Source organism: Streptomyces sp. NPDC059201, assembly GCF_042754585.1.
In the GTDB taxonomy this organism is placed as follows: Bacteria; Actinomycetota; Actinomycetes; order Streptomycetales; family Streptomycetaceae; genus Streptomyces.
Genome location: NZ_JBHZBB010000001.1, coordinates 837,595 through 852,332, shown reverse-complemented (window position 1 = coordinate 852,332; position 14,738 = coordinate 837,595). Strand labels below are relative to the sequence as shown.

General features: G+C 74.3%; 11 protein-coding genes and 1 pseudogene. 9 read left to right on the top strand and 3 right to left on the bottom strand.

Features of this window, described 5'->3' with window-relative positions:
- Window positions 1-95 precede the first annotated feature (95 nt).
- On the bottom strand, window positions 96-533 hold the full coding sequence (locus ACFXMG_RS03825) for an SPW repeat protein (protein ID WP_383823024.1): 438 nt from the start codon (window positions 531-533) through the stop codon (window positions 96-98).
- A 185-nt stretch (window positions 534-718) separates the two neighbouring features.
- Between ACFXMG_RS03825 and ACFXMG_RS03820 the strand changes: the two genes are divergently transcribed.
- Window positions 719-1,087, top strand: a complete 369-nt coding sequence (locus ACFXMG_RS03820) for a cupin domain-containing protein (RefSeq protein ID WP_383823022.1) — start codon at window positions 719-721, stop codon at window positions 1,085-1,087.
- Window positions 1,088-1,192: 105 nt separating this feature from the next.
- On the opposite strand, the pseudogene ACFXMG_RS03815 reads toward ACFXMG_RS03820, so the two are convergent.
- Window positions 1,193-2,147, bottom strand: a pseudogene (locus ACFXMG_RS03815) (TauD/TfdA dioxygenase family protein).
- Between the two features lie 430 nt (window positions 2,148-2,577).
- Between ACFXMG_RS03815 and ACFXMG_RS03810 the strand changes: the two are divergent.
- The 8 genes from ACFXMG_RS03810 (at window position 2,578) to ACFXMG_RS03775 (ending at window position 12,731) form a co-directional block, all read left to right on the top strand.
- Window positions 2,578-3,807, top strand: a complete 1,230-nt coding sequence (locus tag ACFXMG_RS03810) for an ROK family protein (protein ID WP_383823020.1) — start codon at window positions 2,578-2,580, stop codon at window positions 3,805-3,807.
- 76 nt (window positions 3,808-3,883) lie between these two features.
- Window positions 3,884-3,955, top strand: coding sequence for a putative leader peptide (locus tag ACFXMG_RS03805; RefSeq protein ID WP_359521833.1), 72 nt, complete (start codon window positions 3,884-3,886; stop codon window positions 3,953-3,955).
- Between the two features lie 271 nt (window positions 3,956-4,226).
- Window positions 4,227-5,828: an ABC transporter substrate-binding protein gene (locus tag ACFXMG_RS03800; protein WP_383823017.1), complete on the top strand. Its 1,602-nt coding sequence runs from the start codon at window positions 4,227-4,229 to the stop codon at window positions 5,826-5,828.
- 1 nt (window position 5,829) lies between these two features.
- Window positions 5,830-6,774, top strand: coding sequence for an ABC transporter permease (locus ACFXMG_RS03795; protein WP_383823014.1), 945 nt, complete (start codon window positions 5,830-5,832; stop codon window positions 6,772-6,774).
- Between the two features lie 5 nt (window positions 6,775-6,779).
- Window positions 6,780-7,634, top strand: coding sequence for an ABC transporter permease (locus ACFXMG_RS03790; protein ID WP_383823011.1), 855 nt, complete (start codon window positions 6,780-6,782; stop codon window positions 7,632-7,634).
- Complete coding sequence (locus ACFXMG_RS03785; protein WP_383823008.1) at window positions 7,631-9,490, top strand: dipeptide ABC transporter ATP-binding protein; 1,860 nt, start codon at window positions 7,631-7,633, stop codon at window positions 9,488-9,490. Before ACFXMG_RS03790 ends, ACFXMG_RS03785 begins: the two co-directional genes overlap by 4 nt.
- Window positions 9,491-9,594: 104 nt before the next feature.
- Window positions 9,595-10,419: a formylglycine-generating enzyme family protein gene (locus ACFXMG_RS03780; protein ID WP_383823081.1), complete on the top strand. Its 825-nt coding sequence runs from the start codon at window positions 9,595-9,597 to the stop codon at window positions 10,417-10,419.
- Window positions 10,416-12,731 carry an arylsulfatase gene (locus ACFXMG_RS03775; protein WP_383823006.1) on the top strand — a complete coding sequence of 772 codons (2,316 nt, stop codon included), beginning with the start codon at window positions 10,416-10,418 and terminating at the stop codon, window positions 12,729-12,731. Before ACFXMG_RS03780 ends, ACFXMG_RS03775 begins: the two co-directional genes overlap by 4 nt.
- 9 nt (window positions 12,732-12,740) lie before the next feature.
- Here the strand turns inward: ACFXMG_RS03775 and ACFXMG_RS03770 are convergent, their stop codons facing one another.
- Entirely contained in the window at window positions 12,741-14,576 is a 1,836-nt protein-coding gene (locus tag ACFXMG_RS03770; RefSeq protein WP_383823003.1) for a glycoside hydrolase family 15 protein, read from the bottom strand.
- Window positions 14,577-14,738: the final 162 nt, after the last annotated feature.

Sequence of the window (14,738 nt, the reverse complement as noted above, 5' to 3'; positions counted from 1 at the left end):
GATGGCGGACGGGCGGGATGGCGTATGGGCGGGACGGCGTACGGCGGACGGCGGCGCCTTGGGGGCGCCGCCGTCCTGGAAATGAGGCAGGGGCCTCACGTCCTGCGCTTGCTCATCAGCAGTCCGCCCGCTGTGAGGGCGAACAGGCAGACGCACGCGCCCGCGATGACGTTGTTCAGGATCATGCCGGTGTCGGGGCCCCGCGTGACGACCCACGGCGCGACGATCGTCCAGGCGCCGAGCAGCAGGACCACGAAGTTCAGGTCCTGGGAACGCTCGGGGGCCATCGACAGGCACAGGCCGAGGACCGCGAGCGCGATCCCGACGACCAGGTTCGTGATGGCCAGCTCCGGCCTGGCGGCCGCGAAGTGGACCGTGTACGCGGAGACCGCGATCCAGACGCCGGCGAGGATGACGAGTTCCTCGACGGCCGCCACTCCTCTGGTCTGCATGATCTGCGCGTAGCGCTCGCGCATCTCCGTCGCGTCCGGGTGTCCCGCGATGTCACCGGGACGGTGAGAGACGTCGGCCATGTGACTCGCCTCCTTGCTGGCGTGCTGCGTGTCGGGACCGCGCTCGCGGCACCAGTGTCGGATACCGCAGTCCCATTGTGCGCTTATATGTTCCTTATGTGAAGCGGGAACAGGAGGCGCCGACCGGTGCGGCGTAGGCTGGGAGAGGACTCGGGGCAAGCGCTCACCGCCGGGAGGCGGAGACGATGACCGGCATCACGCGAAGAAGCTTCGACGCGGCGGACGAGACCCGTCCCTTCGAGGGCGACAAGGGCAGGCTCGATCTGCTCACCATGGAGAGCGGCGCCGCCGTCGGGCGGGCCGTGTTCGAACCCGGCTGGCAGTGGTCCAAGCACGTGAAACCCATCGCCGGAACGGACAGCTGCATGGCGTCGCACGTGGGGTACGTGGTGAGCGGCCGTATCCACGTCGTCATGGACGACGGCGAGGAGGACGACTTCGGTCCGGGCGACTTCATGCAGGTCACCCCCGGGCACGACGCCTGGGTCGTCGGCGACGAGCCCTGCGTGGCGCTGGACTGGGTCGGCTTCACCGACTACGCCAAGTCCTCCTGACCCTCTGACGCTTGAGACCTCCCTGGTGGTTGGGCACGGGTGGCGGGGGTGGTCGCGGGGCGCGGCCACCCCCGCCGGCCTGAGCGGCCACCCCCTCCGGCCGGGTCAGGCGGCCGGCGCGTCCGTGGAGGCGCCGGAGGCGATCCCGAAGGCCGGGTCCGGGACCGACGAGGGCTCCAGGAGCTCCGACGCGCGCCCGTCGACGCCGACCGGCACGTCGCCGTCGATGGTGACCCGGCGCAGCTTGCGGTCGTGGTCGCCGGAGTCGTCCACGCCGTAGTGCTGGGTGGCGCGGTTGTCCCAGATCGCCACGTCGCCCGTCTGCCACTGCCAGCGGACGGTGTTCTCCGGGCGCTCCACGTGCGCCTGGAAGAGCTCGACCAGGGCGCGGGAGTCGGCGCCGGTCAGGCCGCTGATCCGCTGGACGAAGTTGCCGAGGAGGAGGGTGCGCTCCCCGGTCTCGGGGTGGACGCGCACGACCGGGTGCTCGGTGATGAACTTCGTCGAGGCGAAGACGTCCCGGAAGCGGGCGAGCTGCTCCGGCACGGCGTCGGGGCGCAGCGCCGCGTAGTCGTACGCGTTGGAGTGGACGGCCCGCAGCCCGTCGGCGAGCCGCCGCAGCGGCTCGGGCAGGTTCTCGTACGCCGTGGCGGTGTTGGCCCACAGGGTGTTGCCGCCGTACGGGGGGACGACCACGGCCCGCAGGATGGAGAAGGCCGGGTAGGCGGGGACGAAGGTGACGTCGGTGTGCCACTGGTTGGCGCGGCCGCCGTAGTCGGAGTCGATCGGGAAGGAGTAACGCCCGTCGGCGGACGGCACGGTGGGGTGCGCGACCGGAGTGCCGAGGAGCCGGCCGAACGCCTCGTGCGCCTCCTCGTCCAGGTGGTCCTGGCCACGGAAGAAGACCACCTTGTGGGCCAGGAGCGCGGAGCGGATCGCGGCGACGGTCTCCGGTGCGACGGACGCCGGCGAGGACGGCGCCGAGGCGGCCCCCGAGCTTCTGCACGGTGAGAGCGGTGCCTGAGGGGGCGGGAGCGGGGGCGGTGGTCGTGGTGGTCATGGGGCTTTCCCTTCAGGGGAGTTGTTCCACGGGAATTAATCCCGGAGCGGAAGAAATGACGTGAGGCGAAGAAGCCCGGCACGTATGGCGGGAGCAAGAGGGGGAGGCGCGGGGCGGTGTGGACCGGCCCCGGGAGGTCGCGAGGGTCAGGCGGCAGTGACGGCCGGACAGGAGGTGTTCGCGAACATGTCCAGGAGACTGGCAACGCCCCCGGGGCGGCGTCAAGCGCCCGCCCGTTGCCGCGCCCGCCGCCCGCAGTGGTTGAATCGGCGCCTGCCCGATCCGCGGAACCCCTCCCGTACCCCTCTCTGACCTGGACGTTCGTCCTCACGGGGGTGGTTCGGCGCGGTCGGCGCGACCCCGAACGCCGTCCTCCGGGGAATTCACGTCCCCGCAACAGAGAGCGCGTCCCCGCAACAGAGAGGCAGAGATGACCAGTACGCCCCAGGGCTCCCGGATGGCGGGCGACGGACGGCGCGAGGCGAACGCGGCGACCGTGCTGCGGACCGTCCTCGACCACGGCCCGGTCTCGCGCAGCGCCGTCGCCCGCCTCTCCGGCCTGAGCCCGGCCGCCGTCTCCCGGCAGGCCACCGACCTGACCCGGCTCGGACTCCTGCGCGAGCTGCCGGAGCCGTCCGCCGGCGGGGGAGTGGGGCGGCCCCAGATCCCCGTCGACCTGCACATCGGCGCCACCGGGGGACCGGTCGTGGCCGGCGTCCATCTCGGCGTGCCCGCCTCCACGTTCGCCCTCGTGGACCTGCGCGGCCGGGTCCTCGCCCGGCACCACCACCCGCACACGCCGTTCGCGCCCGAGCGGCTGCCCGAGACGGTCGGCGCCGAGCTGCGCACCTTCCTCGGCCGGCACGCCGGGGGTCGGCCGCTGCTCGGGGTCGGGGCCGCGATCGGCGGCCGGGTCGACCCGGCGAGCGGGGTCGTCGTCCGGCACGACGCGCTGGGCTGGCGCCGCCGCCCGTTCGCCGCCGAGCTCTCGCGCGCCCTGGGCGGGCCCGCGGTCCGCCTGGACAACCACGCCCGTGCGATCGCGCAGTCGGAGATCCTCTTCGGCCGCCCCGCCGCCCGCCGCAGCCTGGTGCACCTCTTCGTCGGCAACGTCGTGGACGCCGCCGTCGGTCTCGCCGGGGTCGTCCACCAAGGGCCGGGCGGAGCGGCGGGCGATGTCGCCCACCTGCCTGTACCGGACTCCACCACGCGCTGCCCGTGCGGGCGTTCGGGATGTCTGGAGGCGACCGCGTCCAACACCGCGCTCGCGCTGACCGCCGTCCGGCGCGGGATCGTGCCCGAGCCCGACACCTCGCTCGTGGTCGACGCGGCGGCGGCCGGGGACCGGCGGGCCGACCGGCTGCTGCGCGAGCGGGCCCGGGCGGTGGGCCGGGCCCTCGCCCTGCTCCTCGACGTCCTCAACCCGGACCTCGTGGTCGTCACCGAGCAGGCGAGCGTCCTCGAACCGGACTACCTGGAGGAGATCCGGGGAGCCGCGATCGACCTCTCGCACGTCTGCGACGACCCCGAACGGATCGTCAGTCCACATGCCGGACCAGCCACGCTTCCCGTCGCGGCGGGCACGGTTCTGCTGAATCCCCTGTTCAGACGGCCTCTTGAGACCCTCGAACTGCTCGAAGGCGAGGGAGCCCTGGGCTGATGCCGTCTCGGAATGCGGGCACGGGCGGTTGACCGGCTCGCGAAGCCGCTGTCATATTGCTCCCGTGAATCCGGACATGCGCCTCATCTCCCGCAGGCACGTCGACCTCTGTCGGCTCGCCAGCGCGGTCTGTGCCGTCCGCGTCTGATCCTCCGGCGCGGCCCGCCGGCCCGCCACCCCCGCCGCACGCCCGCTGACCAGGGCCCACGCCCGTACCCTCAGCGGCTCGCCGTCCGCGCCGCCCTCCGGCGGCCCCGGGCCCGTACGCGCATCCCCGGCACCGCTCCATGGCCGACGCACCCCCGCGTCCACCACACTCGCGTCCGCCACACCCGCGAACCCTTCGCCTCCTTCATTCCTCCCGCAGCGGAAGTAACCCCTTCCGCCGGGCGGCCCCGACCTCCTCCAGGCAGGCACCGATGACCGAGCTGTACCCCTCCGCGCCCTCCGCGCCCTCCGCCCTCTCCCGGCGCACCACCCTGCGCGCCGCCGGCGGCGGCACCCTGCTCCTCGGCCTGGGGCTCGCGGGCTGCCGCTCGGCCGTCGCCGAGGCGGAGGCCCCCGCCGGCGCCGGGGCCGGCGGGCCGAAGCGCGGCGGCACCCTCACCGTGGCCGTCAACACCGACTTCACCCCGAGCCTGCTCTTCGCCCAGAGCAGCCAGTCCCTCCAGCAGCGGCTCGTCTACAACACCCTCACCCGCTACGACGACCGGCTGGAGCCGCAGCCCGAGCTGGCCACCTCCTGGGAGTACGCCCCGGACGGGCGCGCCCTCACGCTCAAGCTCCGTACCGGCGTCGTCTTCCACGACGGGCGTCCCTTCACCGCCGACGACGTGATCTTCGCGGTGAAGAACCTTCAGAACCCGGTCCGCGCCGCCCAGTTGAGGGCGACGGCCGCCGCCGTGACCGGTTTCGAGAAGCGCGGCGACCACGACCTCGTGCTCAAGCTCGCGCACCCCGTGAACAACCTGTTCGACCTCTTCGAGTTCATGATCATCACCGACCGGAACAGCGTCGAGGAAGCCTTCGCGGGCAGGAAGCTCAACGGCACCGGCCCCTTCGCGCTCACCAAGTGGAGCCCCGGCTCCGGCCTCAGCCTCAAGCGCCACGAGCGGTACTGGCAGCCCGGCCGCCCCTACCTCGACGGCGTCGAGATACGCGTCATCCCGCAGGCCGACGCCCTCGTCTCCTCCCTGCGCACCGGCCAGTCCCAGCTCTCGTACGCCGTCCCCGGCCGCAACCTCTCCACGGTCGCGACCGTCCCCGACCTCGTCGTCAGCGAGTACGCCACCGGCGGCGGCGCCTCCTACCTCGGCGTCAACACCTCGGTGGCGCCGCTCGACGACAAGACCGTCCGCCAGGCCCTCGCCTGGGCCGTCGACCGCGAGCGGATCCTCCAGCAGGTCCTCGGTGGCTACGGCCTCGCCTCCGCCACCCCCTGGCCCAAGTCCTCACCCGCCTTCACCGAGGCCGGGCGCACCCACTACCGGCACGACCCCGGCAAGGCCCGCGAGCTGCTGAGGTCCGCCGGCCACAGCCGCCTCGACCTCCCCCTCCTCCACGTCAACCTGCCCGGCGAGACCGCGCTCGCCGAGGCCGTCCAGTACGACCTCCGGCAGATCGGCGTCCACGTCACCCTGGAGCCCACCGACGCGGCCACCGCCCAGAAGAAGCTCATCTCCCAGTCCATGCCCGCCCTCTGGGCCATGGGCCACAGCTTCGCCCAGGTCCAGCCCTCCACCCTCGCCGTCAGCGCCTACCCCTTCAACGCGGCCAAGAACACCTCCCGCTTCCGCTCGGAGGCGTACACGAAGGTCGTCCGCGAGGCGTGGACCGGCCGGGCCACCGGCGCCGAGGCGAACGCGCTGCACCGGCGGGTCACCGACACCCTCCTCGACGAGGCGTTCATCATCGACCTCGCGATCCGCGGCAGTGTCCAGGTCGCCTCGAAGAAGCTGCGCGGCGCCACCCTCAACAAGTTCTCCTACCTCAACCTCGACCACGCCTATCTGGCGGGCTGACGTGCGCGGATACCTGCTGCGGAGGCTCCCCTCCGCCCTCCTCGTCCTCGCCGCCGCCTCCGTCCTCGCCTTCGGGATCCTGCGGCTCGTCCCCGGCGACCCCGCCGCCGTCCTCGCCGGACCCGACGCGGGGCCCGAGGTCCAGGCCGCCATCCGGGCCCGGCTCGGCCTCGACGACCCGCTGCCCGCCCAGTACCTCCACTGGATCGGCGGCCTGCTCACCGGCGACCTCGGCCCCTCCTACGTCATCGGCGGCGAGACGGCCGACCTGATCACCGGGGGACTCGGCGCCACCGCCGAACTCACCCTCGGCGCGCTGCTGTTCGCCGTCGTCCTCGGCGGCACCCTCGGTCTCCTGGGCGCCACCGCCCGCCGTCCCTGGGTGCGCGGCGCGGTCCGCGCCCTCACCACCGCGGCCCTCGCCGTCCCCCCGTACGTCAGCGGCGTCCTCCTCGTCCTCCTCTTCGCCGTCGGCCTCGGCGTCCTGCCGCCCGGCGGGCGGATCCCCCTGCTGACCGCCCCCGACCTCGGCGTCCAGTACCTGCTGCTGCCCGCCCTCTGCCTCGCCCTGCCCAGCGCCGCCGTCCTCGGCCGCTACCTGGAGGACAGCCTCCGGCGGGCCCTCGCCGAGGACCACGTTCGGACCGCGACCGCCGCCGGCATCGCCCCGCGCCGCATCCTGTGGCGCCACGCCCTGCCGCACGCCCTCCCGCCCGTCGTCACCCTCCTCGGCATCCAGACCGGCCACCTCCTCGGCGGCGCCGTCCTCGTCGAGGCGATCTTCGCCTGGCCCGGTCTCGGTCAGCTCGCCGAACAGGCCCTTGTCCGCCGCGACTACCCCGTCGTCCAGGACCTGCTGCTCCTCCTCGTCGCCGTCTTCGTCCTCGTCCAGCTCCTGTCCGACCTCGTCCACGCCTGGCTCGACCCTCGGATCAGGTGGGAGTGACCGCCATGACCACCACGCTCCCCAAGCCCGCGCCGCCCCGCGCCCGCCGCCACCCCTACCTGACCGCCCTCGCCACCGCCCGGGGCCGCACCGGCCTCGCCCTCGTCGGCCTGGTCGTCCTCGCCGGGCTCCTCGCCCCGCTGCTCGCCGGCCATCCGCCCACCGACCAGAGCGGTCTCACCCTCGCCCCCGCCGGCACCCCCGGGCACCTCCTCGGCACCGACGACCTCGGCCGCGACCTGCTCTCCCGGCTGCTGTACGGCATCCGCGCCGACCTCGGCATCATCGCCGTCGCCGTCCCGCTCGGCGCCGTCCTCGGCTGCCTCCTCGCCCTCGCCGCCGCCGCGCACCCGGCCGTCGACACCGCCGTCCAGCGCGCTTTCGACCTGATCCTCGCCTTCCCCGGGCTGATCCTCGCCCTCGCCGTCACCGCCGTCCTCGGTCCCGGCCGGCTCCCCGTGATCCTCGTCGTCGCCCTCGCCGAGATCCCCGTCTTCGGACGGCTCCTGCGCACCGGCATCCTCGCCCAGCGCAGTCGCGAGTACGTCACGGCCGCCCGCGTCGGCGGCACCCCGGGCCGCCGGATCCTCACCCGGCACGTCCTGCCCAACGCCGCCGACCCGCTCGTCGTGCAGTTCGCCCTCTCCCTCACCGTCGCCGTCTTCCTCGAAGGCGCCATGAGCTTCCTCGGCGTCGGCGTCCGGCCCCCCGAACCCACCCTCGGAGCCGTCCTCAGCCAGTCCATGCCCCACCTCGCCCAGGCCCCGCACTTCGCCGCGGGCCCCCTCGTCACCGTGACCGCGCTCGTCCTCGGCCTCTCCCTCGTCGCGGAGGCGCTGAACCGGGAGATCCGCCGATGACCACAGCCCCGCTCCTCGACGTCCGCGACCTGCACGTCTCCTTCACCACCCCCGACGGCGCCGACCTGCACGCCGTCCGGGGCGTCTCGCTCACCCTGCGGCGCGGCGAGACCGTCGCCGTCGTCGGCGAGTCCGGCTCCGGCAAGTCCACCACCGCGCTCGCCCTGCTCCGCATGCTCCCCGGCACCGGCCGGATCACCGGCGGCTCCGTCCTCCTCGACGGCACCGACCTCACGGCCGCCTCCGAGGAGGAGCTGCGGGCCGTCCGGGGCACCCGTATAGGCATGGTCTTCCAGGACCCGATGACCGCCCTCAACCCCGTCCTCACCGTCGGCCGCCACCTCGACGAGGTGCTCCGCGCCCACGGCGGCCGGGACCGGGCCGCCCGCCGGGCCCGCGCCCTCGAACTCCTCGACCTGGTCGGCATCCCCGACGCCGAGCGGCGCCTCGCCGACCACCCGCACCAGTTCTCCGGCGGCCAGCGGCAGCGGATCCTCATCGCCATGGCCCTCGCGGGCGAGCCCGACGTCCTCCTCGCCGACGAACCCACCACCGCCCTCGACGCCACCGTCCAGGACCAGATCCTCACCCTGCTCGGCGACCTCACCCGTACCACCGGCACCGCCCTCGTCCTCATCACCCACAACCTCGGCGTCGTCGCCCGCACCTGCGCACGCGTCCTCGTCCTGTACGGCGGCACCGTCGTCGAGGACGGCCCCACCGCCGAGGTCCTGGCCCGCCCCCGCCACCCCTACACCGCCGGACTGCTCGCCGCCGTGCCCCGGCTGAGCACGCCCTCCGGCACCCGCCTCACCGGCATCCCCGGCAGCCCGCCCGACCTGAGCCTCCCGCTCGCCGGCTGCGCCTTCGCCGCCCGCTGCGCGCTCGCCGAGGACCGCTGCCACACCGCGGCGCCGGAACTCACCGCGCTCACCGACACCGTCCGCGCCGCCTGCCACCCGGCCGCCGAGCGCCCCGCGCCGCTGCCCCCGCCCCCGCCGCCGGTCCCCGTCGACCGGCCCGCGCCCGGCGCGGTTGTCCTGGCGGCCGAGGGCCTGCGCAAGACCTACCGGTCCCGCCGCAAACACCGGCACACCGCGCTCGACGACGTCTCCCTGACCCTGCGCGCGGGCGAGACGCTCGGCATCGTCGGCGAGTCCGGCTCCGGCAAGTCCACCCTGGCCCGGATCCTCGCCCACGCGCACCCCGCCGACGCCGGCCGGCTCCTCCTCGACGGGCGGGACGTCACCCGGCCGGGCCGCGCGGAGCTGCGCGCCGTCCGCCGGCGCGTCCAGATGGTCTTCCAGGACCCGTACGCCTCCCTCGACCCGCGCATGACCGCCGGCGACATCGTCGCCGAACCCCTGCGCGCCTTCGGCATCGGCACCGCCGCCGACCGGCCCGCCCGGGTCGCCGAACTCCTGCGCCGCGTCGGGCTCGACCCGGCCGCCGCCGGCCGGCTGCCGCGCTCCTTCTCCGGCGGCCAGCGGCAGCGCATCGGCATCGCCCGCGCGCTCGCCCCCGAACCGGCCGTCCTCCTCTGCGACGAACCCGTCTCCGCCCTCGACGTCTCCGTGCAGGCCCAGATCACCGGACTCCTCGCCGACCTCCAGCGGGACCTCGGCCTCGCCCTGGTCTTCATCGCCCACGACCTCGCCGTCGTCCGCCAGGTCAGCCACCGCATCGCCGTCATGCACGAGGGCAGGATCGTCGAGGAGGGCGACGCCGACACGGTCTGCGAGCAGCCGCGCGCCGCCTACACCCGCGCCCTGCTCGCCGCCGTACCGGAGCCCGTACCCGTTCGCGCACCCGTCCCCGTTCCCGTACGCGTCGGTGACGAGGTGGTGTCCGCGTGAGCGCCTGCTGCGTCCCCGGCCGCCCCTGCGCGGGCGGCGGGCCCGGCGGCGGCCCGGTCCTCCTCGGCGCGCCCGCCGTCCGGCCCGCCCCGCCGCCCCACGTCATGGCCGAACTCCCGGGCGGCACCTTCCGGATGGGCGACGCTTTCGGCGAGGGCTACCCGGCCGACCACGAGGGCCCGGTCCGCGAGGTCACCGTCGCGCCCTTCGCGATCGACACCACCGCCGTCACCAACGCCCGCTTCGCCGCCTTCACCGCCGCCACCGGCCACCGCACCGACGCCGAACGGCACGGCTCCTCCTTCGTCTTCCACCTCCTGCTCCACCCCGCCGCCCGACCCCACGTCCTCGGCCGGGTCGCCGCCGCCCCCTGGTGGCTCGCCGTCGAAGGAGCCTCCTGGTACGCCCCCGAGGGCCCCGGCTCCGGCGTCGACGGCCGCGCCGACCACCCCGTCGTCCACATCAGCCACGGCGACGCCCTCGCCTACTGCGCCTGGGCCGGCCTCCGGCTGCCCACCGAGGCCGAATGGGAGTACGCCGCCAGGGGAGGGCTCGACGGCGCCCGCTACCCCTGGGGCGACGACCTCACCCCCGGCGGCGAGGAACGGTGCAACACCTGGCGCGGCGACTTCCCGCACCGCTCCGACCGCCCCGGCGGCGCCACCGGCACCGTCCCCGTCACGGCCTACGCCCCCAACGGCCACGGCCTCCACAACACCTCCGGCAACGTCTGGGAGTGGTGCGCCGACGCCTGGGACCGGGACGGCCGCGCACGCGTCATCCGCGGCGGCTCGTACCTGTGCCACGCCTCGTACTGCCACCGCCACCGCGTCGCCGCCCGCTCCCACAACACCCCGGACTCCTCGACCGGCCACGGCGGCTTCCGCTGCGCCCGCTCCCTGCCCACGGAAGGAACCGCCCGCCCATGAGTACCGGCACCCGCCCCGACCCCTACGACGGCTTCCCCGGCCGCGTCGGCCGCACCTTCGCCGACTCCACCCCGGCCTGGCCGGAGCGGACGACCCCGCCCGCCGGCGCCCCGAACATCGTCGTCGTCCTCGTCGACGACATGGGCTACAGCGACATCGGCCCCTTCGGCTCCGAGATCCCCACCCCGGTCCTCGACCGGCTCGCCGGGGACGGCGTACGCCTCGGCAACTACCACACCATGCCGCTCTGCTCGCCCGCCCGCGCCGCCCTCCTGACCGGTCTCAACCCGCACCGCGTCGGGTACGGCATGGTCGCCAACTTCGACCCCGGCTTCCCCGGCTACGGCATGGAGATCGCCGACTCCGTCCCCACGCTCGCCGAACTCCTCCACGACGCCGGCTACGCCACGTACGCCGTCGGCAAGTGGCACCTCGTGCGCGACTCGGCCTCGAACGCCGCCGACGACCGCGCCAACTGGCCGCTCCAGAAGGGATTCGACCAGTACTACGGCGTCCTCGAAGGGCTCACCAGTCTCTTCCACCCGCACCAGCTCGTCCGCGACAATAGCCCGCTCGACATCGACGAGTTCCCGGACGGCTACTACTACACCGACGACCTCACCGACCAGGCGATCTCCATGGTGAAGTCGCTGCGCGCCCACGACCCCGACAAGCCCTTCTTCCTCTACCTCGCCCACAACGCCGTCCACGGCCCCCTCCAGGCCAAGCCGGAGGACATCGCCCGCCACCGCGGCCGCTACGACGACGGCTGGGACGCCCTGCGCGAGCGCCGCTTCGCCGCCCAGATCGCCGCCGGCCTCTTCCCGCCCGGCACCGCGCTCCCCGAGCGCAACAGCGAGGCCGGACTCGACGTGCCCGCGTGGGACTCCCTGACGGGGGATCAGCAGCGGCTCTACGCACGCTACATGGAGGTGTACGCCGCCCTCGTCGACAACATCGACCACAACCTGGGCCGGCTCACCGACACCCTCGCCGCCCTCGGCGAACTCGACAACACCGTCATCGTCTTCACCTCCGACAACGGCGGCACCGGCGAAGGCGGCCGCGAGGGCACCCGCTCCTACTTCAGCCGCTTCGTCCACCACCCCCGCCTCCCGGGCGACTGGGACCCCGACGTCGACCGCGACCCCGAGCTCATCGGCGGACCGCGCAGCCTCGTCCACTACCCGCGCGGCTGGGGCATGGCCTCCAACACCCCCTTCCGCCTCTACAAGGGCCACACCTACGCGGGCGGCGTCCGCGTCTCCTTCGTCCTCTCCTGGCCCGACGGCGTCCGCACCGGCCGGCTCGCCCCCGGCGTCCGGCCGCAGTACCAGTACGTCACCGACATCGCGCCCACCCTCCTCGACCTCGCCGGCATCGCCCGCCCCGGCACCCGCCGCCGCGTCCCCGTCCAGGAACCCGACGGCACCAGCTTCGCCCCCGTCCTCGCCGACCCCGCCCACGCCTCCACCCACCCCGAGCAGTACAGCGAGATGACCGGCAACCGCAGCCACTACCGCGACGGGTACAAACTCGTCACCCTGCACCGCCCCGGCACCCCCTACGACGACGCCGAATGGGCGCTGTACGACATCCGCACCGACCCCACCGAGATCCACGACCTCGCCGCCGAACGCCCCGGACTCGTCAAGGAACTCGCCGCCGCCTGGGAGGGCGCGGCCTGGCGCAACGGCGTCTTCCCGCTGCCCGACCACAGCGGCGCCCTCGCCCGCCGCAACCCCGTCGAGCAGCGCCTCGCCCGGCCCCTCACCCTGCTGCCCGGCACCCCCGAGCTGGAGCGCTACCGCTCCTCCCGGCTCGTCTCCCTGCGCTCCTTCGCCGTCGAGATCGTCCTCGACGAGCCCGGCGAGGGCGTGCTCGTCTCCCACGGCGACCAGGGCGGCGGCTACCACCTCCGCGTCGAGGACGGCCGCCTCGCCTTCGCCTACAACGAGTACGGGCACCTCCACGAGACCGACGCCGGACCCCTCGCCCCCGGCCCCCACACCCTCGTCCTCGCCGCCACCGCCGAGCCGGGCCTGCGCTGGCGGTTCACCGTCACCGTGGACGGCGAGGAGCGGGCCGCCCCCGACAGCGTCCACCAGCTCATCGGCATGGCCCCCTTCCAGGGCATCAGCGTCGGCGTCGACCGCAAGTCGCCGGTCTCCTGGCCGCTGTACGAGCGCCGCAGGTCGTTCCGCCACACCGGCGGGATCCGCTCCGTCACCTACCGGCCGGGCGCCCCGGGACCGGATTCCCCCGAGGCGGTCGCCACCGCCCTGAAGGAGGCCGCCGCCGCCTTCGAGTGAGGCCCCGCCCTATCCCGGCCGCGCGGCGAGGGTGTCCAGGACGTCGTCCAGCGTCGTCGCCGCCATGATCAGCGACAGATGGGTGAACGCCTGCGGGAAGTTGCCCAGTTGCTCGCCGCTCGGGCCGATCTCCTCGGCGAACAGGCCGACATGGTTGGCGTACGTGAGCATCTTCTCGAACGCGAACCGGGCGGGCCGTACCCGCCCGGCCCGCGCCAGCGCGTCCACGTACAGGAAGGTGCAGAGGCTGAACGTGCCCTCGGCGCCCCGCAGTCCGTCCGGCGCGGCCCCCGGGTCGTAGCGGTGCACCAGATTGTCCCGGACGAGGCCCCGCTCGATCGCGTCGAGGGTGCTCAGCCACACCGGGTCGGTCGGGCCGAGCAGCCCCGTCCGGGGGATCAGCAGCAGCGACGCGTCGAGCACCTCCCCGCCGAAGTACTGCGTCAGCGCCTTCCGCCGCTCGCTCCACCCCCGCCGCATCACCTGCGCGAAGATCTCGTCCCGTGCCGCCCGCCAGGTGTCCAGGGCCGCCGGCCGGCCGAACTCCTCCGCCAGCCGCAGCCCCCGGTCGAACGCCACCCAGGACATGACCCGGCTGAAGGTGAAGTCCTTCCGCCCGCCCCGGGTCTCCCACACGCCCTCGTCCGGCGCGTCCCACGCCACCGCCAGCCAGTCGAGCAGCCCCGACACCGCCCGCCACCCCTCGTACGTCGGCTGGATGTCCCGGCCGCCGCCCTGCGCCAGCGCGTACAGCGCCTCGCCGAAGATGTCGAGCTGGAGCTGGTCCGCCGCCGCGTTCCCGACCCGCACCGGCGCCGAACCCCGGTACCCCTCGAACTCCGACAGGATCTCCTCCGGCAGCCACGGGTCGCCGTCCACCCGGTACATGATCTGGAGCGGCCGCCCGCCCGCCGGGCCCGCCGCCCGCTCGGTGACCCGCGCCGTCAGCCAGTCCGTGAACGCGGCCGCCTCCTCCGCGAAACCCAGGTCGAGCAGCGCCCGTACGGCCAGTGAGCCGTCCCGTACCCAGGTGTAGCGGTAGTCCCAGTTCCGCTCGCCGCCCACCTGCTCCGGCAGCCCCAGCGTCGGCGCCGCGATCGGCGCGCCCGACGGCAGGTACGTCAGCAGCTTCAGGGTGATCGCCGAGCGGTGCACCATGTCGGGCCAGCGCCCCCGGTACCGCGCGGTGCGCACCCACCGCTGCCAGAAGTCCACCGCGTCCCACAGCTCCGCCTCCACCTGCCGCACGTCCGGCAGCGGCGGTGGCTCGGCCTCGGGGCCGTCCACCGTGAACGAGGCCCCCGCGGTCTGCCCCTCGGACAGCTCAAGCCGCCCCCGTACGTCGTACGGCCCGTCCCGCTCCAGCGGCACGTTCGACTGGAGGAAGCCCGCCATCGCCGCCGAGCGGAAGGCCGCCGTGCGCCCGTCGAGCCGCAGGTCGTGCGGGCTGCGCCCGAAACCGAAGCGCGGCCGGCACTCCAGGGTGAAGGTGACGCTGCCCCGGGTGCACCGCATCACCCGCATCAGCGTGTGCCGCTCCGTCGGCCGCCCGGTCCGGTCCGGCGGCATCCAGTCCATCAACTCGCCCACGCCGTCCGCCGACATGAACCGGGTGACGAGCATCGCCGTGTCCGGGTAGTAGAGCTGCTTCACCGTCACGTCCGGCCCGTCGACCGAGAGCCGGAAGTAGCCGCCCCGGTCGTGGTCCAGGAGCGCGGAGAACACGCCCGGCGAGTCGAAACGCGGCGCCGCGAACCAGTCGACGACGCCCTCGTCCGAGATGAGCGCGGCGGTCTGTAGATCCCCCACCAGGCCGTGGGCGGCGATGAGCGGATAGCGCTTCATCCCCCCACTATCCGCGATCGTCCCCCGCCGCGCGCTGCCGACCGAACCCGCCCTGTACGCCGACCGCTCCCCGCCCTGTACGCCGACCGCGCCCCCTCCGCGTACGCCGACCGAACCCCGCCGCGTACGTCGACGAGATGCCGTCACCGCCCCGCGGGAGCA

What these genes read in the sequence shown, in the direction of transcription:
- ACFXMG_RS03825 (WP_383823024.1), bottom strand. Translation starts at nt 533, where the DNA reads ATGGCCGACGTCTCTCACCGTCCCGGTGACATCGCGGGACACCCGGAC.
- ACFXMG_RS03820 (WP_383823022.1), top strand. Translation starts at nt 719, where the DNA reads ATGACCGGCATCACGCGAAGAAGCTTCGACGCGGCGGACGAGACCCGT.
- ACFXMG_RS03810 (WP_383823020.1), top strand. Translation starts at nt 2,578, where the DNA reads ATGACCAGTACGCCCCAGGGCTCCCGGATGGCGGGCGACGGACGGCGC.
- ACFXMG_RS03800 (WP_383823017.1), top strand. Translation starts at nt 4,227, where the DNA reads ATGACCGAGCTGTACCCCTCCGCGCCCTCCGCGCCCTCCGCCCTCTCC.
- ACFXMG_RS03790 (WP_383823011.1), top strand. Translation starts at nt 6,780, where the DNA reads ATGACCACCACGCTCCCCAAGCCCGCGCCGCCCCGCGCCCGCCGCCAC.
- ACFXMG_RS03785 (WP_383823008.1), top strand. Translation starts at nt 7,631, where the DNA reads ATGACCACAGCCCCGCTCCTCGACGTCCGCGACCTGCACGTCTCCTTC.
- ACFXMG_RS03780 (WP_383823081.1), top strand. Translation starts at nt 9,595, where the DNA reads ATGGCCGAACTCCCGGGCGGCACCTTCCGGATGGGCGACGCTTTCGGC.
- ACFXMG_RS03775 (WP_383823006.1), top strand. Translation starts at nt 10,416, where the DNA reads ATGAGTACCGGCACCCGCCCCGACCCCTACGACGGCTTCCCCGGCCGC.
- ACFXMG_RS03770 (WP_383823003.1), bottom strand. Translation starts at nt 14,576, where the DNA reads ATGAAGCGCTATCCGCTCATCGCCGCCCACGGCCTGGTGGGGGATCTA.